This window comes from Sedimentitalea sediminis (assembly GCF_042687825.1).
Classification (GTDB): domain Bacteria; phylum Pseudomonadota; class Alphaproteobacteria; order Rhodobacterales; family Rhodobacteraceae; genus Sedimentitalea.
Map to the genome: position 1 here is coordinate 89,156 of NZ_JBHUQE010000003.1, position 17,307 is coordinate 106,462.

The window sequence follows — 17,307 nt, forward strand, 5'->3', positions numbered from 1 at the left end:
CAGACTCCTCCAAAAGAAAAGGTCCCCGCGCAGGGCGGGGACCTTTCTGTCTGGCGATGGCCGGTTGCGCGCGTGGTGTCGCTGTCGGGCTGAAATCGCTGTTGGGGGGGCGCTATTTGGTCGGCAGGGGGCCGATCAGCATGATCATCTGACGGCCTTCCATCTTGGGAAAGTTTTCGATCCGTCCGATTTCCTTGGTGTCCTCGGCCACACGTTCCAGCAGTTCGCGGCCCAGATTCTGGTGCGCCATCTCGCGGCCACGAAACCGCAGGGTCACTTTGACCTTGTCACCGTTCTCAAGAAACTTGAACACGTTGCGCATTTTGACGTTGTAATCGTTCACGTCGGTATTGGGACGAAACTTGACCTCTTTGATCTCGATGGTCTTCTGTTTCTTGCGCGCCTCGGCCTCGCGTTTCTGGGTCTCGTACTTGAATTTCCCGAAATCCATGATCTTGCACACCGGGGGCTTGGCGTTGGGCGAGATTTCGACCAGGTCAAGCCCGGCTTCCTCGGCCATTTCCATGGCGCGGGCAGGACGGACGACACCTACATTTTCACCTTCGGCGCCGATCAGGCGGATTTCGGGGGCGCGGATGTTCTCGTTTACGCGCGGGCCGGTGTCGCGTTGCGGCGGCGCGTTGTGGGGTCTGCGGGCTATGGAATCGTTCCTTTGATCGTGGGAATTACTGAAGCGCAAACCTAGCTTTTGGCGCGGTTCGGTTCAAGTCGCAATTCTTTGCCGATACAGGCTCGGGGGGCAAAGCGCGTCAACTTTCCCCTTGCCCTTGGGATCGGCAAGCCCCACCTAGTCTGCAATCGGCTCACATCGGGTGAGCTGAATGGAAGTTGAGGGCGAATAGTAATGAAACCAGTGATTTGGATTGTCGCAGCCGCAGCCATCGCAGGGGCGGGTTATGTTTGGTACAGCGGTCAGCAGGATGCCATGGACCCGGCTGAAACCGGCAGCAGCAGCAGTGCCGCCAGTGACACCGAACAGCCCACTGCCGCTCAGGATGCCGTCGAGACGGCCAAAACCGCCGCCGAAGAGGCGGCCAAAGCCGCAGCCGACACGGCCACCGCGGCGACCGAGGCTGCGTCCGATGCGGTCGATGCCGCCAAGGATGCCGCCACTCAGGCCGCCACAGATGCGGCCGAAGCGGCCGGCAATGCGGTCGACGCGGCCAAGGATGCCGCCGCCGATGCCCAAGAGGTTGCCGCCAATGCCGCTGCAGCAGCCAAGGACATCGTTGCCGATACCACCGAGGCGGCTACAGGCGCTGTCGCTGATGCGGGCAAGGCGGTGACCGACGCCGCTTCTGATGTGGTCGCGCCTGCGGCAGATGCCGCCAAGCCCGCCTCGGATACGGCCGCAGATGCGGTCGCCGACGCCGCCAAGCCGGCCGCGGATGCGGCGCAACCGGCGGCTGATGACGCTGCTGCTGCCTCGGCCGAAGCCGCCGTGGCTCCGGCCGATCTGTCCACGCTGCTGACAGTGCCGGGCTTTGACCATGACAAGGTGGTCGAGGCCATCGACGGTTCGGATCTGGCCGCCGCTCAGAAAATCACGCTGAAAGCAGGGTTGGATCAGGCAAAGAACAACCCGGACCTGCTGAAGGGTGTTCTGGATCAGATCAAGACCGCGCTGGGCCTGTAAAGCTCTGGGCCTGAAAATCCGGCTTTGCCAAGGAAAGGGGGCCGCGCAGCATCTGCGCGGCCCCCGTCATTTCGGCCCCTAGGTCAGAGGCGGCTAACCGGCTGTATCGGATGCCTCAGCCGACAAAGGCCTTTTCGACCACGTAATGCTTGGGATCGGAGTTGGCGCCTTCTTCCAGGCCAAAGCCTTCCAGAACTTCCTTGAGGTCCACGTTGAAGCCCAGCGAACCACAGACCATGGCCCGGTCGGTTTCGGGGTTCATCGGTTCGATGCCCAGATCGGCAAAGACGGTTCCGTCGGTCAGCAGATTGGTGATCCGGCCCATCTTGGGGCTCTCTTCGCGGGTGGTAGTCGGATAATAGCGGATCTTGTCCAGATTCTCGGTACCGATCAGTTCCTGCATCAACTCGTCGGATTTCAGGTTCTCGATCAACTGCCGGCCATAATCCAGTTCGGCCACATCGCGGCAGGTATGGGTGATCACCACCTCGTCGTAATTCTCGTAGGTTTCCGGCTCGCGCAGCAGCGAGGCAAAGGGGGCAAAGCCGGTGCCGGTGGCAAAGAACCAGATGCGCTTGCCCGGCAGCAGCGCGTCATGCACCAGGGTGCCCACGGGTTTCGGGCGCAGGATGATCTGATCGCCCGGCTGGATGTGCTGCAGTTTGCTGGTCAGGGGCCCGTCCTGAACCTTGATCGAATAGAATTCCAGTTCTTCGTCCCAGGCCGGGCTGGCGATGGAATAGGCGCGCAGCAGCGGTTTGCCGTTGTCGCCCAATAGTCCGATCATCACGAATTCACCCGAGCGGAACCGCAGGCTCTGCGGACGGGTCACGCGGAACGAGAACAGCCGGTCGGTCCAGTGCTTGACCGAGGTCACCGTCTGGGCATCGGGCAGGGTGGGAGTCTTGACGGGCGTGGCATCGGTTGCGGCATGGGTCACGGAAATCATCTCTGTCATCGTTTCACTGCCGGTCACTTAAACCGACACCTCTGATTAAGCTTTGATGTAGGTCAGGAAAAGGGCCGATTAGCCCCGCAGGCGGGATTGATAGTCGTGATCGCGCCAATTGGCCCGCGACTGCCATTGATCCTGCGGTTGCCGGGCGGCCAGAGAATCGTCGATTTCGACCTCATCAAAGCCCGAGCGGCGCGCCATCGCGTACTGATCCGCCAGCACATGGCCCTTGGCGCGCAACCGGCCATCATAGCCGCGCAGGCGCAACTGGCGGGCAATGGTGAACCCGCGCCCGTCGGCAAAGCTGGGGAAATCGACGCGGATCATTTGCAGTCCCGGCGTCAGCGGAACCTCGGCCGGATCGGTGTCGGACGCCAGATCCAGCGCCGTCACGTCATTGGCAGCCTCGCCCAGGGGGGCATAACCCTTGATCCAGGTGTCCGGGCCAAAGCCCGCGTCGGTCACGATAACGGTCATGAATTTGCTCCTGTGCGCACCATCTTGCCATTCACGAAATGAATGCCGCATTCGTCCTTGTTCTGATTGCGCCAGCGTCCGGCGCGTGGGTCTTCGCCCTCGGCCACCGGCGAGGTGCAGGGCGCGCAGCCGATCGACGGATAGCCCTGCGCCACCAGCGGGTGCCGGGGCAGGCGGTTCTCTTCCATATAGGCGCGCACATCTTCGGGCGCCCAATGGGCCAGCGGATTGACCTTGAGCCGGTTTGTGCCCTCTTCGGCCTCGAAAAAGTCCAGCGCCGCCCGGGTGCCCGACTGGAACCGTTTGCGGCCGGTGATCCAGCCGTCGTAATCGGCCAGGGCCCGGTTCAGCGGCTCGGTCTTGCGCAGGCTGCAGCAGGCATCCGGGTCGGTGCGGTGCAGCGTGCCGTCCGGGTCGCCGGCGGCGGTCGCGGCCGCGTCGGCGCGGATGATGCGCAGGTTGCGCAGATCAAGACGCTCGGCCAGTTCGGCCTGATAGACCAGGGTCTCGGTGAAAAGCATCTCGGTGTCGATGAACAGCACCGGCGTGGTCTTGTCGGTCACCGCCACCATGTGCAGCAACACCACCGACTCGGCGCCAAAGCTGGACACCAGAGCGATCTTGCCGGCATCGCGCAGCGCGCCGTGCAGCACCGAAGTGGCGCTGTGATGGCGAAAGCGGGCATTGAGGTCGCGTGCTTTCGCAGCCACCCGTTGGGCGGCAGAGATACCGGGCTCGACCCCGGTTATGTCATTGTCGGCAGCATCCAGGCTGCGATGTTCATGCAGCATGGGCCCGTGCCTCGGGATAGAGCGCGGCCTTGAACGGCGCCAGGCCGAGACGGCGATAGGTCTGCAGGAAGGTCTCGTTCGGGTCTTCGCGCAGGTCGAGATAGGCCTGGACCAGTCGTTCGATCGCCGGCACGATCTCTTCGGCGGAAAATCCCGGACCGGCCCGTTCGCCCAGGGCGGCATCCTGGGTGCCGTCGCCGCCCAGGGTGACCTGATAGTTTTCGACCCCGGCACGATCCAGACCCAGAATGCCGATATGGCCGACATGGTGATGGCCGCAGGCATTGATGCAGCCGGAAATCTTGATCTTGAGCGGGCCGATGTCTTTCTCGATCTTCAGCTCGTCAAAGCGGGTGGCGATCTCTTGGGCGATCGGGATCGACCGCGCCGTGGCCAGGGTGCAGTAATCCATGCCGGGGCAGGCGATGATGTCGCTGATCAGGCCGATATTCGCGGTGGCCAGCGCGGCGGCTTTCAGCTCGGCATGGATCGCCGGCAGATCGGATTTGTGCACATGCGGCAGGATCACGTTCTGCTCGTGGCTGATGCGAAGCTCGTCATGAGCATAACGTTCGGCCAGATCGGCCATCAGGCGCATCTGCTCGGCGCTGGCATCGCCCGGCGTGGCGCCATGCGCCTTGAGGCTGATCGACACGATAGCGTGATCGGCATCCTGATGCGGGCTGAGATTGGTGTCGGCCCAGCTGCGGAACACCGGGTCGGAATCATAGGCGCGCTGATACGGCGCTGTCGACGCGGTTTTCAGCGCGGGCGGGGCAAAGGCGGCCTCGATGTCGCGCAGCTTGTCCTGATCGACGCCCGCAAAGGCCGGACGCAGGCGCTCGAACAGCGTCTCGACCCGCTCGCGGATGTCGTCGATGCCATGCTCGTGCACGGTGATCTTGATCCGGGCCTTGTACTTGTTGTCGCGCCGTCCCAGCAGGTTGTAAACGCCCAGAACCGCCTCGAGATAGGGCAGCAGGTCGGCCTGCGGCAGAAACTCGCGGATCACCTTGCCGATCATCGGCGTGCGGCCGAGACCGCCGCCGACGATCACCTGAAAGCCGATCTCGCCATCCTGTTCGACGATGCGCAGGCCGATGTCATGTGCCTTGATCACGGCACGGTCATTGCCGCTGCCGGTGATGGCGATCTTGAACTTGCGGCCCAGGAACTGGAATTCCGGGTGGTCGGTCGACCATTGCCGGATCAGTTCGGCCACCGGGCGCGGGTCCATGATCTCGTCCGCGGTGGCGCCGGCGAAATGATCGGCCGTGACGTTGCGAATGGTGTTGCCGCTGGTCTGGATCGCATGCAGGCCGACCTCGGCCAGCGCGTCCAGCATGTCGGGAATGTCGCGCAGCTTGGGCCAGTTGTACTGGATGTTCTGGCGGGTGGTGAAATGGCCATAGCCCTTGTCCCAGCGCTGGGCCAGATAGGCCAGCTGGCGCATCTGCGCGCTGTTCAGGGTGCCATAGGGAATGGCCACACGCAGCATATAGGCGTGCAGCTGCAGATAGACGCCGTTCATCAGCCGCAGCGGCCTGAACTCGTCCTCGGTCAGCGACCCGTCGATGCGGCGTTCGACCTGCGCCCGGAACTGGGCGTTGCGCTCTGCCAGAAAGGCTTTGTCAAATTCGGTATAGGCATACATCGTGTCGGTCCTTTCGTGCTCCGGTCCGGAGAGATCGTTTCCGGCCCGCTGTCCGGCAAGAGGTGAGGGCGGCAGGCGGTCAGCTGTGGCGGCGGGCCAGTTGTTCCTGCTTGCCATGGGCATAGTTCGACGGGCCGGTGCGGCGGAACTCCTCGCGGAAATGCGTCGGTTGCGGTCCGTTGCGCGATGGCAGGACATCGGCCAGATAGGGTCCGACCACACGGGCGCTCTGGCGTTCGGCTTCGAGCAGGCGCAACTGCGCATGGGCTTCGTCAGTGATGACTTCGGCTGCGACCAGATCGCGGGTCCAGCTGTCGTCAGCGGTCAGATAGATCACGTCGCCTTCGAGCAAATCCGAAGCGGTGACGACCTTGGGGAGAAATTCGCGGGGCATCAGGCCAGTTCCTTGTCAAAACGGTTGAGTTCGAAATCGCGCAGGACAAGCGCCACGTCGTCCGGTATCGATCCGAAAACGTCCAGCGTCGCACCGGGCGTCGGGCACAGAGCGGCCAGGCGGGTCGAAGAAACGGGACGGGTCTGCGGCATGGGCTGTCATTTCCAATCTGTCATTCGGGACCCAATATAGGAAAATATTCCCATATTGCGCTAGATGCCTTGCCAAATAAGAACATTCGTTCCATTTTAAACGCAGGGTGGAACATCTGGCCTGCCATGGGAGGGGAAACCGGGATGAGCATACGGATTGACGAGATCGATCGAAAAATTCTGGCCGAATTGCAGCGCGATGCCGGCCAGTCGTTGGACGATATCGCCCGCGCGGTGGGCAGTTCCAAGACCCCGGTCTGGAACCGCATTCGCAAGCTGCGCGAGGCCGGCGTGGTGGGGCGGCAGACCGTGGTGCTCGATGCCGAGGCGCTGGGCTTTGAGGCCTGTTTCTTTGTGCTGATCCGCACCTCGGAACATGAGGCGGACTGGCAGGCAAAGTTTCTGAAAGCCCTGCGTGACCGGCCAGAGGTGCAGGAGGCGCACCGGCTGGCCGGAGACATCGACTATATCCTGAAGGTGAGAGTCAGGAACGCCCGTGCCTATGACGCTTTTTATCAGGCACTGATCTCGGAGGTGCGGGTGCACAACGTGACGGCGCTGTTGTCGATGGAAGAGATCAAGTCGACCACCATGCTGCCGTTGCAGGCCTGACCAAGAGGGGCGCTGCCGCGCATTCCTGATGCAACGGGTGGGCGGGCGCGCAACGCTGATCCGCGCGACACGCCCGTGGCGGCGGCGGTGTGGCGGAGGACAGGGCGGCCAAGCCGTCTGGTCAATGTGAGCACGGGTTTGCTAGGCTGCTGCGGATGAGAGAAGGACGACTTCAGCGCTGGACCATCGTTCTGGCCTTTTTGCTGGCGGTGGCCGCCCTGGCCGGCGGCGTCTGGCACTATGGCTATCTGCAGGCGCTCGAGCAACTGGCCCGGCGGGGCGAGGCCGATCTGGCGCTGGCCAGCGATCGGCTGAGCACGGAATTGCAGGTCTATCAGGAATTGGCCGTGTTGCTCACCGATCACCCGATGCTGGAGGATCTGGACAATCCGGCCAGACGGCTTGCGGCGGAATTACAGCTATTGGATGTGGCGGACAAGACCGCGGCGCTGGACGTGATGTTCGCGGACGCGACCGGAAAGGTGCTGGTCAGCGCCAAGGGGCTGACCACCGGCGACGTGTCGCAGGATCCGCATTTCCGGCGTGCGCTACAGGGCGCCCTCGGGTCGGATCACGGGATCCGCGCGCCGCTGAACCGGCGGGCCTATTACTATGCGGCGCCGGCTTTTGACGATGCGGGGCAGGTGCGCGGTGCAATCGTGGTCGTGGCGGATGTCGCCAGCATCGAACTCGCTTGGCCGGGCAGTGCGCCGGCAGTGTTCTTCACCGATGCAAGCGGCGAGGTGTTTATCACCAACCGCTTCGAACTGTTGTTCTGGACCCGGCCGAAAAACGGCGTCGGACTGGTACCGCCAGAGGGAACAGCACCTCCGTTCCGGGCAGTCCGGATGGGAGACTACGAGATCTGGAGGCTCAGTTGGGGGCCATATGTGCCGACTTATGCACTGCACCTGACGCGCGACCTGCCGGTGGTGGGCTTGACCGGCGAGATCCTGGTGACCGCAGAGCCGGCCCGGCGGTTGGCGGGGTTGCAGGCCTCTGCCGTGGCGGCGATCTGTCTGGCCTTCGGTGCGATGCTGTTTCTCGCGACCGAGCGGCGTCGGGCGTTGGCGCAGGCCAACGCGGTGCTGGAAAGCCGCGTCGCGCAGCGAACCCGGGCCTTGTCCGAAACCAACAGGCGGCTGCTGCGCGAAATCGCCGAACGCCAGGAGGCCGAGGCGGCGTTGAAGCGGGCGCAGGACGATCTGGTGCAGGCTGGCAAGCTGAGCGCTCTGGGCCAGATGAGTGCGGGCATCAGTCACGAATTGAACCAGCCCTTGATGGCGATCCGGTCCTTTGCCGAAAATGCCGCTCTGTATCTGGACCGCGGACTCACCGACAAGGCATCGGAAAACGTCACGCGTGTCTCGGATCTGGCGCGCCGGATGGGGCGGATCATCAAGAACCTGCGCGCCTTTGCCCGACAGGAAAGCCAGGCGGCGGGGCGCGTTGACGTGGTCGCGGTTCTGGACAGCGTTATCGAACTGACCGGCGCGCGGCTGCGGCGCGAGGATGTACAGGTCAGCTTTGCCCGGCCGGATCATCCGGTCTGGGTGCGCGGCGGTGAGGTCCGGCTGGGGCAGGTCTTTGTCAACCTGATCAGCAACGCCGCTGACGCGATGGACGGGCGCACCGACAAGGCGATCACGATCGAGATATCGGAAACCGGGCCGCTGACCGTTTCGGTGCGCGATACCGGGCCGGGCATCGACATGCCGGACAAGGTGTTCGAACCGTTCTATTCGACCAAGGTGGTCGGTGCCTCCGAGGGGATGGGGCTGGGACTGTCGATTTCCTATGGCATTGTGCAGAGTTTCGGAGGGGACATTCGCGGCGGCAACGCGCCCGGCGGCGGCGCGGTGTTCAGCGTGCAACTGGAACGCTGGCAAGAGGAACAGGCCGCATGAGCGCCTTGACGCGGGTCCTGCTGATCGACGACGACGCGGCGGTGCGCGAAGCGCTGGCCCAGACTCTGGAGCTGGCCGATCTGCAGGCGATTACCGCCGGGTCGTTTGTGGTGGCCAAGGACCATATAACCCGGGATTTTCCGGGTGTGATCCTGTCGGACATCCGCATGCCGGGGCGCGACGGGTTCCACCTGTTGAGCTATGCGCGCGATGTCGACGAGGACCTGCCGGTGGTGTTGCTGACCGGCGAGGGCGATATTCCCATGGCGGTATCGGCGATCGAACAGGGGGCCTTTGACTTTCTGGAAAAGCCCTGCGCGCCGGCCGATCTGATCGCGGTGCTCGGACGAGCGCTGAAACGGCGCCAGGCCGTGCTGGAAGAGCGTGCGGAACAGGCCCGCGCGCAGGCCGGGGACCCGGCGGCACGAATGATCTTTGGCACCTCTGAACTGACCCAGGGGTTGCGGGCACGGGTCCGCCGGCTGGCCCGGTCCGGTGCCGCGGTGCTGGTGACCGGTCCGCCGGGCAGCGGTGTCTCTAAGATCGCCGAAGTGCTCCACCTGTGTTCCGCGCGGGCCGGCGCAGCATTTGAAAAACGGGCTTCGGATGGGCTGGACCGGGCCGGGTTGCTGGCGGCGCTGCAAGTGGCCCAAGGGGGCAGCCTGTTTCTGGACGAGATCGCGCATCTGCCGGCAGACACGCAGATTGCCCTGATCGAGGTGCTGGAAACCGGGGGCGACACGCGTGTGATGGCGGGCAGCACGGCGGACCTGGACGACAGCCGGCTGAATGCCGAGCTGTTCTATCGTTTGCAGGCCACGTCGGTGCGCATTCCGGCGCTGGCCGAACGGCCCGAGGACATCCCGGCGCTGTTTCGCAGTTATGTCCAACAGGCCAGCGAACAGGCCGGGCTGGCGGCGCCCGAAGTGACGCCGGACCATCTGGCGGCACTGATGGCGCAGGACTGGCCGGGCAATGCGCGCTCGCTGATGAGCGCCGCGATGCGCTTTGTCCTGGGCATGCCCGAGGACGTGTTCGAGGCCGGAGAGCTGGGATTGGCCGAACAGATGGCCCGCGTCGAGCGTTCGCTGCTGATCGCCGCACTGGGGCGACAGAACGGTCGCGCCACCGAAGCTGCCAAGGCGCTCAAGCTGCCACGCAAGACGTTTTACGACAAACTGGCGAAATACGGCATTCGCCCCGAGGATTTCCGAAGATGAATCTGTGCGGTTTTCCACACAGGTCGCGATTTCCCTTGTGTGGATAGTCGCACATCTTCGCGTGACACTGCGTTCAATTTCTTGATCTTTACAATGCAAGGCGCAGAAATCTTTTATTTTTCTGCTTTCTTCTCTGGCCCGCGCGGAAACAGTTGAGCGCGCAACCGGCATCGGTTTCACTGAGTCCAGCGCGCCGAATCCGGTGCGATACCGGGGAGAGACCCCGGAAGAAATGACATTTTCGGGAGGAGAAACCGATGAAACTTGTAACCGCTGCCGCCACGGCAATGGCCCTGGCAATGACCGCGACCGCAGGCTTTGCCGCTTGCGACGATGGTGAGATCGTCATCAAGTTCAGCCATGTGACCAACTCGGATAAGCACCCCAAGGGACTGGCCGCGTCGTTGCTGGAACAGCGCGTCAATGACGAGATGAACGGCAAGGCCTGCATGGAGGTATTCCCGAACTCGACGCTTTACAACGACGACCAGGTGCTCGAAGCGATGCTGCAGGGCGACGTGCAGATGGCCGCGCCGTCGCTGTCCAAGTTCGAGCAGTTCACCAAGGTGTTCCGCATTTTCGATCTGCCCTTCATGTTCAACGACATGGCAGCCGTGGACGCGTTCCAGACGTCGGAAACCGGTCAGGCGATGAAGGAAACCATGGTCCGCCGCGGCCTGCTTGGACTGGGCTTCTGGCACAATGGCATGAAGCAGATGTCGGCCAACCGGCCGCTTTTGGTGCCCGAGGATGCCGCCGGCCTGAAATTCCGGGTGCAGAACTCGGACGTGCTGAAGGCGCAGATGGCGGCGATGGGCGCCAGCCCGCAGCCGATGGCGTTCTCCGAGGTCTATGGCGCGCTGCAGACCGGCGTTGTCGACGGGCAGGAGAACACCTGGTCCAACATCTATGGTCAGAAGTTCTTTGAGGTTCAGGACGGCACCACCGAAACCAACCACGGCGTGCTGGACTATATGGTCGTGACCTCGGTCGACTGGTGGGACAGCCTGCCCGAGGACGTGCGCACCCAGTTGGACACCATCGTTCAGGAAGTCACCGCCGAGCGCAACGCGGCTGTGGGCAAGGTCGATGCCGACGCGCGTCAGGCGATCCTGGATGCCGGCGGTGTGATCCGCGAACTGACCCCCGAGCAGCGCGCCGCCTGGCTGGCCGCGATGAAACCGGTCTGGGCCGAGTTCGAAGGCGATGTCGGCGCCGACAACATCGCCGCCGCGCAAAGTTTCAACGCGACCAACTGACACCTACCACAGCACACCGGTCCGGCCCGCACGGGGCCGGGCCTTTGCGTCTTTAACCGGGAAAAGGGGGCACGCCGCCATGTCGACCCATTACGAACCGGACACCATGCTTGGCCGGGTGGTGAACGAATTTGAAGAATCCGCCATCGCGTTGATCCTGGGGCTGATGACCATCATCACCTTTGTCAACGTCATCCTGCGCTATGGGTTCAACACCGGCCTGATCTGGGGACTCGAGGCGACCTCGCTGTTGTTCGCCTGGCTGGTTCTGTTCGGGGTCAGTTACGCGTTCAAGGTGACCGCGCATCTGGGCGTCGACGCGGTGATCAATCTGTTTTCGCCCGCCGGCCGCAGGATCATGGCGCTGATCGCGGCGCTGGTCTGCGTGTTATATGCCGCGCTGGTGCTCAAGGGCGCCTGGGATTACTGGGCCAATTTCGCAAATCTGCCGCAGACCACCGGGCGTTGGTTTCCCACCGGGCTGGAAGAGATGAAACGGACTTCCTACAGGGGCTGGTACGAAGTGGTCGATGTGCCGTTCCCGGAATGGCTGCGCTGGATCGAGCCGATCATGAACGACGGCGAGCGGTACGAGAAGCTGCCGCGTTTCATTCCGTACGCGATCCTGCCCATCGGCATGGCGCTGCTGCTCTTTCGCCTGGTGCAGGCCACCATCCGCATCGCGCGGGGCCATTCCGCCGGCCTGATCGTCAGCCACGAGGCCGAAGATGCGATCGCCGATGTCAGTCACATGAACAAGGGGGATTGAACCCATGGAAGTTGCCATTCTTTTCCTCATGGTCATCGGCCTGATGCTGATCGGCGTGCCGATCGCGATCAGCCTGGGCATGTCCTCGATCCTGTTCCTGCTGGCGCTCAGCGACACCTCGCTGGCGTCAATCGCCCAGACCCTGTTCCAGGCGATGGCGGGGCACTACACCCTGCTGGCCATTCCGTTCTTTGTGCTGGCCTCCAGCTTTATGTCGACGGGCGGGGTGGCGAAACGGATCATCCGCTTTGCCATCGCCATCGTCGGGCATTTTCCCGGCGGGCTGGCGATTGCCGGGGTCTTTGCCTGCATGCTGTTCGCGGCCCTGTCCGGGTCCTCGCCGGCCACGGTCGTGGCGATCGGCTCGATCGTGATCGCCGGGATGCGCCAGGTCGGCTATTCCAAGGACTTCGCCGCCGGCGTGATCGCCAATGCCGGGACCCTGGGCATCCTGATCCCGCCGTCGATCGTGATGGTGGTCTATGCCAGCGCCACCGATGTCTCGGTCGGGCGGATGTTCCTGGCCGGGGTGATCCCGGGTCTGATGGCTGGCACCATGCTGATGCTGACGATCTATCTGATCGCCCGGGTCAAGAACCTGCCCAAAGGCGACTGGCTGGGCTGGGGCGAAGTGTTCGAATCCGGCCGCGACGCCGGTTGGGGCCTGTTCCTGATCGTCATCATCCTGGGCGGCATCTATGGCGGTATCTTTACGCCGACCGAGGCGGCGGCGGTGGCGGCAGTCTATGCCTTCCTGATCTCGAGTTTCGTCTATCGTGACATGGGACCGTTGTCGGGCAAGGATGACGAACGCAACCTGTCGCTGATGCAAAAGCCGGTGGCCCTGATCACCGCGTTTTTTCACCGCGACACCCGCGACACGCTGTTTGAGGCCGGCAAGCTGACCGTCACGCTGATGTTCATCATCGCCAACGCGCTGATCCTGAAACACGTGCTGACCGACGAACAAATTCCGCAGCAGATCGCCAAGTCGATGCTGGATGCGGGGTTCGGCGCCGTCGTGTTCCTGATCATCGTCAACGTGATCCTGCTGATCGGCGGTCAGTTCATGGAACCCTCGGGCCTGATCGTGATCGTCGCGCCGCTGGTGTTCCCGATCGCCATCGAACTGGGGATCGACCCGATTCACCTGGGGATCATCATGGTGGTCAACATGGAGATCGGCATGATCACGCCACCGGTCGGGCTGAACCTGTTCGTGACCTCGGGCGTGGCCGGCATGCCGATGATGCGGGTGGTCCGCGCGGCCTTGCCCTTCCTGGCGGTGATGTTCGTGTTCCTGATCATCGTCACCTACGTGCCGTTCATCAGCACCTTCCTGCCCAACACCTTCATGGGGCCGGAAATCATAATAAAATAGTGCGCGACCGCGCATTCTAGATACAGCAAGTGGCCAGGCGCCGCCTCCGGACCGGGGGCGGCGCCTTTGGTGCGTCGATCACCGATGTCCGGTTCAGGCGCTGGCGTCCAGCGCCGCGATGATCGGTGCGAAATCCGCCGCCGACAGGCTGGCGCCGCCGACCAGCGCGCCGTCGACATCGGCGACGGCAAAGATTTCGGCGGCATTGGCCGGTTTGACCGAACCGCCATAGAGCAGGCGGATCGCCTGGCCGGTCTGCTCGCCCAGGCGTTGCCGCAACTGCGCGCGCAGGAATTCGTGCACCTGGCTGATCTGCGCCGGTTCGGCGACCAGACCCGTGCCGATGGCCCAGATCGGTTCATAAGCGATGACCACCCCATGCGCAGTCGCGTCCTGCGGCATCGAGCCGGCCAATTGCTCGGCGATCACGTCCAGCGTCCGGCCCGCCTCGCGCTGGGCCTGGCTTTCGCCGACGCAGAGGATGGCGGTCAGCCCGGCGGCAAGGGCGGCCTCGGCCTTGGCCCGCACCATGTCGTTGTTTTCGTGATGATCCTGGCGGCGTTCGGAATGGCCGACGATCACCGCCGTGGCGCCGGCTTCGGCCAGCATTGCTGCGCTGATATCGCCGGTATGGGCGCCGTTGGCACCGAAATGGCAATCCTGACCGCCGATCGCGATGGCGCTGCCGTCCACGGCCCGGGCGGCCCGGTCGATCAGCGTGGCCGGCGGGCAGATCAGCACCTGGCAATCCGGCGCGGGGTGCCGGCGGGCAAGTTCACCCAGCATCGCCAGATCGGCACCCGAGCCGTTCATTTTCCAGTTTCCCGCGGCCAGCTTTCTTCGCATCGTGCAATCCTGTCATCAAATTTCGATCCGTGGTAGCATCCGCCGGACTGGCAGACAATCGACCTTGGGGGACCGGCCGCCAGCCGGCGTTTGATCCGGACAAGGGGGCAGGTGACGTGGCGATACCGGATCTGGATCTGAACAAACTGTTGGCGCGCGACGTACACGAGATGGCGCGGCTGCGGCAGGGCGTGCGGAGTGTCGGTTTTCTGACCCTGTCCCACACTTCGCTGACCGCTTCGCGGGTGCGGCGGGTGATCGCGGCCTACCGGCAGTTCTTTCGCCTGCCCGAGGCGCGGAAACGGGCGGTGGACATGGCCCGGACCGGGGCAAACCGGGGCTGGGGGGCGGCGGGATCGGAACAGGTCAACCCTGACGCCAATCCGGATTTCAAGCAGGTCTTTGACTGCGGCTATGAGCTGCCGCCCGGTCATCCGATGGCGGCGCGCGGTCTCAGCGTCTATGCGCCAAACCTCTGGCCTGCGGATCCGCCCGGTTTCCGCGCCGAGATCGAAGCCTATTATGCCGACGCGCTGGATGTCGGGCGGCAGGTGCTGAGCGCCATCGCCGCGGCGATCGGCCGGGACGCCGACAGTTTCGCGACGGCGTTCGATCCACCGATGGCGCTGTTGCGCGGCAACTACTATCCGGCGCGGCCGGACGGGGCCGGGGAAAGGGATTTCGGGATCGCTGCCCATACCGACTATGGCTGCCTCACCCTGCTGGCGATGGATGGCACCCCGGGGTTGAGCGTGCAGATGCCCGATGGCGCTTGGCGCGAGATCAATGCGCCGCCGGGCAGTTTCGTTATCAATTTCGGCGAGATGCTGGAAATGTGGACCAGCGGACAGGTCAAGGCGACTCTGCACCGGGTGGTGGGCGGGGGCACCGAACGGATCTCGGTACCGCTGTTTCTGAACCCCGCCTATGACACCAATGTCGCGCCGCCGGGTTCGGACCGGATGATCGTCGCGGGCGACCACCTGACGCGGCGCTTCGGCGAGACCTATCTGCATCTCAAGCCAGCGGACTGAGGCCTATTTCCCGGCCGTATCCATGTCGTTGAACTTGATCGATTCGCCGCAGCCGCAGGCTTCGGACACATTGGGATTGTTGAACTTGAACCCGGATTCCAGAAGCCCGGTTTCATAGTCGATCTCGGTGCCGAACAGGAACATCTGTGCCATCGGTGCGATCATGATGCGCGCACCATCCTGTTCGACCACCTCGTCATTGGGGTCGGGCGTCTGCACGTATTCCATGGTGTACTCCATGCCGGCGCAGCCGCCCTTCTTGACGCCGATGCGCAGGCCGGAATGACCCTTGCTGGCCATCAGCCGGGTGATCTGGGCCGCGGCCGCCGGGGTCAGGGTCACGGCCTGTTTTCCGGGTATTCCGAACATGGATTCTCTTTCTCTACATTCCTGCGCTTACATGAAGCCCAATTCCAGCCGGGCCTCGTCGCTCATCATGTCCATGCCCCAGGGCGGTTCCCAGGTCAGGGCGACATCCACCTGTTTCACGCCCGGTATCGGCTCGACTGCATCGGCCACCCAGCCGGGCATCTCGCCGGCCACCGGACAGCCCGGTGCGGTCAGCGACATGACGATCTTGACCTCGTTTTCCGGAGAAATATCAATGGTATATATTAAGCCCAATTCGTAGATATTGACTGGAATCTCGGGGTCGTAGACCGAGCGGCAAGCCTCGACCACCTGCTCGTAAAGCGGATGATCGGTGGACGAGGGCGCAATCAGCGGCGCGCCTTCAAGCGGTTCTGGGGCGTGGGTCATCTGGGCCTCGGATTTGTTCCTGAGTGATTATATAGGAAAAGCGGCCCCAAAGGTCCAGAGGCGGGTCGCCAGGGAAGGCCGGCAATTTTCGGGCTGAACCGGGTCCTTCGCTGTTGGCGGACCATCTGCGGATTGCCCGGCGCCCGCGCAGGGCCGCGTCGCGGCTCACTCCGATCCCCGCTATCGGGCGGACGGCCTTGAGCGGCGCCTGATCCGGGCCGGAGGACCGGTATTTTTCGGCAAAATGCAGGGCGCCGGTCGGCCGGATCGGGTTACTCGTTGATATCGTCCTTGAAGCGTTTGACCTGCCCTCTTGGCAGGGCGAAAACGCGGCGCAGGACCAGCCAGGCGATCAGCGACAGAGCGGCAAAGATCAGCATCAGGACCGGCAGGCTGACGGCCAGACCCAGCGCCAGGAACAGCGCCACCACGCCCGCGCCGATGGCAAAGCCCAGAAAGATAAACCCGGGCACCAAGACTTCGACGATGGCCAGGATCAGACCGGCGCAGAGCCAGACCCACCAGAGCGACCAGAACGCCATCAGCTGCCGCCCTTGAGCATCTTGAAGGCATCGCCAAAGGCGTCCAGCGCGTTGGACGGCACCAGGATGGTCTGCTTGCCATCGCCATTGCCAAGCGCGTTCAGCGCCTCGACCTGTTTCAGGGCCACCTGGTATTGTGCGGCTTCCAGCCCGTTGGCGCGGATCGCGGCGGCGACGACACCGGTGGCGTAGGCTTCGGCATCTGCCTGGATGCGGCGGGCCTTGGCGATCTGCTCGGCGGCATACAACTCGGCGTCGGCATTCAGTTCGACTGCGCGCTTGGTGCCTTCGGCCTCGGTCACCTGGGCGCGGCGGGCGCGCTCGGCGTTCAGCTGTTGCAACATCGCGTCGCGCGTGGCCTGATCCAGGTTCACATCGAGGATCTCGGCCCGGGTCACTTCAATGCCCCAATCATCAACCGCGTCCTCGACGCTGGTCTGAATTTGGCCGATCAACTGGGCGCGGTTGGACTGAACTTCGTCCAGATCCATCTTGCCGATCTCGGCGCGCACGATGCCGGCCACGGTGGTGGCGATGGCGCCATCGACGTCGCGGATGCGGTAGACGGTCTTTTCCGGTTCCAGGATGCGGTAGAAAACCGAGGTGTCGATCTGTACCAGCACGTTGTCCTTGGTGATTGCGTCCTGGCTGGCGTTGGGCAATTGCCGTTCCAGGATCGAGATGCGGTGTTTCACCACGTCCAGCAGGGGCACGACAAAGTTGATGCCCGGGCCCAGCACCGAATGCAGCCGGCCGAACCGTTCGACCACATGTTTTTCCGATTGCGGCACGATCCGCACGCCCTTGAGGATGATGACGACCAGCAGGATCGCCCCAAGGAGATAGATCCCGGTGTCGCCAAGCAGGCCAAGTATCTGATCGATTGTCATGTCATGCC

At 63.5% G+C, this 17,307-nt stretch carries 20 protein-coding genes; 8 read left to right on the plus strand and 12 right to left on the minus strand.

The window, feature by feature from the left end; all coding sequences use genetic code 11:
• Positions 1 to 112: 112 nt before the first annotated feature.
• The gene (gene infC, locus ACFMPD_RS03630) at positions 113 to 700 is read right to left on the minus strand and encodes a translation initiation factor IF-3 (RefSeq protein ID WP_476463229.1); all 588 of its coding nucleotides are present in this window, start codon (positions 698 to 700) and stop codon (positions 113 to 115) included.
• Between the two features lie 165 nt (positions 701 to 865).
• Between infC and ACFMPD_RS03635 the strand changes: the two genes are divergently transcribed.
• On the plus strand, positions 866 to 1,657 hold the full coding sequence (locus ACFMPD_RS03635; protein WP_380991907.1) for a translation initiation factor 3: 792 nt from the start codon (positions 866 to 868) through the stop codon (positions 1,655 to 1,657).
• 115 nt (positions 1,658 to 1,772) lie between these two features.
• Here the strand turns inward: ACFMPD_RS03635 and ACFMPD_RS03640 are convergent, their stop codons facing one another.
• The 6 genes from ACFMPD_RS03640 to ACFMPD_RS03665 all read right to left on the minus strand — a co-directional run bounded on the left by ACFMPD_RS03640 (position 1,773) and on the right by ACFMPD_RS03665 (position 6,080).
• Entirely contained in the window at positions 1,773 to 2,615 is an 843-nt protein-coding gene (locus tag ACFMPD_RS03640; RefSeq protein WP_380991909.1) for a ferredoxin--NADP reductase, read from the minus strand.
• 69 nt (positions 2,616 to 2,684) lie between these two features.
• Complete coding sequence (locus tag ACFMPD_RS03645) at positions 2,685 to 3,089, minus strand: DUF934 domain-containing protein (RefSeq protein ID WP_380991911.1); 405 nt, start codon at positions 3,087 to 3,089, stop codon at positions 2,685 to 2,687.
• Positions 3,086 to 3,880: a phosphoadenylyl-sulfate reductase gene (locus tag ACFMPD_RS03650; protein WP_380991913.1), complete on the minus strand. Its 795-nt coding sequence runs from the start codon at positions 3,878 to 3,880 to the stop codon at positions 3,086 to 3,088. The genes ACFMPD_RS03645 and ACFMPD_RS03650 overlap by 4 nt, the downstream gene beginning before the upstream one ends.
• Positions 3,870 to 5,534 carry a nitrite/sulfite reductase gene (locus ACFMPD_RS03655; protein ID WP_380991915.1) on the minus strand — a complete coding sequence of 555 codons (1,665 nt, stop codon included), beginning with the start codon at positions 5,532 to 5,534 and terminating at the stop codon, positions 3,870 to 3,872. The genes ACFMPD_RS03650 and ACFMPD_RS03655 overlap by 11 nt, the downstream gene beginning before the upstream one ends.
• Positions 5,535 to 5,613: 79 nt before the next feature.
• Entirely contained in the window at positions 5,614 to 5,928 is a 315-nt protein-coding gene (locus tag ACFMPD_RS03660) for a DUF2849 domain-containing protein (protein ID WP_380991917.1), read from the minus strand.
• Positions 5,928 to 6,080, minus strand: coding sequence for a hypothetical protein (locus ACFMPD_RS03665; RefSeq protein WP_380991919.1), 153 nt, complete (start codon positions 6,078 to 6,080; stop codon positions 5,928 to 5,930). The genes ACFMPD_RS03660 and ACFMPD_RS03665 overlap by 1 nt, the downstream gene beginning before the upstream one ends.
• Positions 6,081 to 6,224: 144 nt before the next feature.
• Here ACFMPD_RS03665 and ACFMPD_RS03670 point away from each other — a divergent pair, with 144 nt between their 5' ends.
• The 6 genes from ACFMPD_RS03670 to ACFMPD_RS03695 all read left to right on the plus strand — a co-directional run bounded on the left by ACFMPD_RS03670 (position 6,225) and on the right by ACFMPD_RS03695 (position 13,228).
• Entirely contained in the window at positions 6,225 to 6,692 is a 468-nt protein-coding gene (locus ACFMPD_RS03670; RefSeq protein ID WP_380991921.1) for an Lrp/AsnC family transcriptional regulator, read from the plus strand.
• 155 nt (positions 6,693 to 6,847) lie between these two features.
• Positions 6,848 to 8,599 carry a sensor histidine kinase gene (locus tag ACFMPD_RS03675; RefSeq protein WP_380991923.1) on the plus strand — a complete coding sequence of 584 codons (1,752 nt, stop codon included), beginning with the start codon at positions 6,848 to 6,850 and terminating at the stop codon, positions 8,597 to 8,599.
• Complete coding sequence (locus ACFMPD_RS03680) at positions 8,596 to 9,819, plus strand: sigma-54-dependent transcriptional regulator (protein WP_380991925.1); 1,224 nt, start codon at positions 8,596 to 8,598, stop codon at positions 9,817 to 9,819. The genes ACFMPD_RS03675 and ACFMPD_RS03680 overlap by 4 nt, the downstream gene beginning before the upstream one ends.
• 257 nt (positions 9,820 to 10,076) lie before the next feature.
• Entirely contained in the window at positions 10,077 to 11,078 is a 1,002-nt protein-coding gene (locus ACFMPD_RS03685; RefSeq protein ID WP_380991927.1) for a TRAP transporter substrate-binding protein, read from the plus strand.
• Positions 11,079 to 11,157: 79 nt separating this feature from the next.
• Entirely contained in the window at positions 11,158 to 11,847 is a 690-nt protein-coding gene (locus ACFMPD_RS03690; protein WP_380991929.1) for a TRAP transporter small permease, read from the plus strand.
• 4 nt (positions 11,848 to 11,851) lie between these two features.
• A complete protein-coding gene (locus ACFMPD_RS03695; RefSeq protein ID WP_380991931.1) occupies positions 11,852 to 13,228 on the plus strand; it encodes a TRAP transporter large permease in 1,377 nt (458 codons plus the stop codon).
• Between the two features lie 93 nt (positions 13,229 to 13,321).
• Here ACFMPD_RS03695 and tpiA read toward each other — a convergent pair whose 3' ends face one another.
• Complete coding sequence (gene tpiA, locus ACFMPD_RS03700) at positions 13,322 to 14,074, minus strand: triose-phosphate isomerase (RefSeq protein ID WP_380991933.1); 753 nt, start codon at positions 14,072 to 14,074, stop codon at positions 13,322 to 13,324.
• Positions 14,075 to 14,190: 116 nt separating this feature from the next.
• Between tpiA and ACFMPD_RS03705 the strand changes: the two genes are divergently transcribed.
• On the plus strand, positions 14,191 to 15,108 hold the full coding sequence (locus tag ACFMPD_RS03705) for an isopenicillin N synthase family dioxygenase (protein WP_380991935.1): 918 nt from the start codon (positions 14,191 to 14,193) through the stop codon (positions 15,106 to 15,108).
• Positions 15,109 to 15,111: 3 nt separating this feature from the next.
• On the opposite strand, the gene ACFMPD_RS03710 is transcribed toward ACFMPD_RS03705, so the two are convergent.
• The 4 genes from ACFMPD_RS03710 to ACFMPD_RS03725 form a co-directional block, all read right to left on the minus strand.
• Positions 15,112 to 15,477, minus strand: coding sequence for a HesB/IscA family protein (locus ACFMPD_RS03710; protein WP_380991937.1), 366 nt, complete (start codon positions 15,475 to 15,477; stop codon positions 15,112 to 15,114).
• Positions 15,478 to 15,504: 27 nt separating this feature from the next.
• Positions 15,505 to 15,867, minus strand: a complete 363-nt coding sequence (locus ACFMPD_RS03715) for an SUF system Fe-S cluster assembly protein (RefSeq protein WP_380991939.1) — start codon at positions 15,865 to 15,867, stop codon at positions 15,505 to 15,507.
• Between the two features lie 272 nt (positions 15,868 to 16,139).
• Positions 16,140 to 16,409 carry an NfeD family protein gene (locus ACFMPD_RS03720; protein WP_380991941.1) on the minus strand — a complete coding sequence of 90 codons (270 nt, stop codon included), beginning with the start codon at positions 16,407 to 16,409 and terminating at the stop codon, positions 16,140 to 16,142.
• Positions 16,409 to 17,299 carry an SPFH domain-containing protein gene (locus tag ACFMPD_RS03725; protein WP_380991943.1) on the minus strand — a complete coding sequence of 297 codons (891 nt, stop codon included), beginning with the start codon at positions 17,297 to 17,299 and terminating at the stop codon, positions 16,409 to 16,411. Before ACFMPD_RS03725 ends, ACFMPD_RS03720 begins: the two co-directional genes overlap by 1 nt.
• Positions 17,300 to 17,307 lie beyond the last annotated feature (8 nt).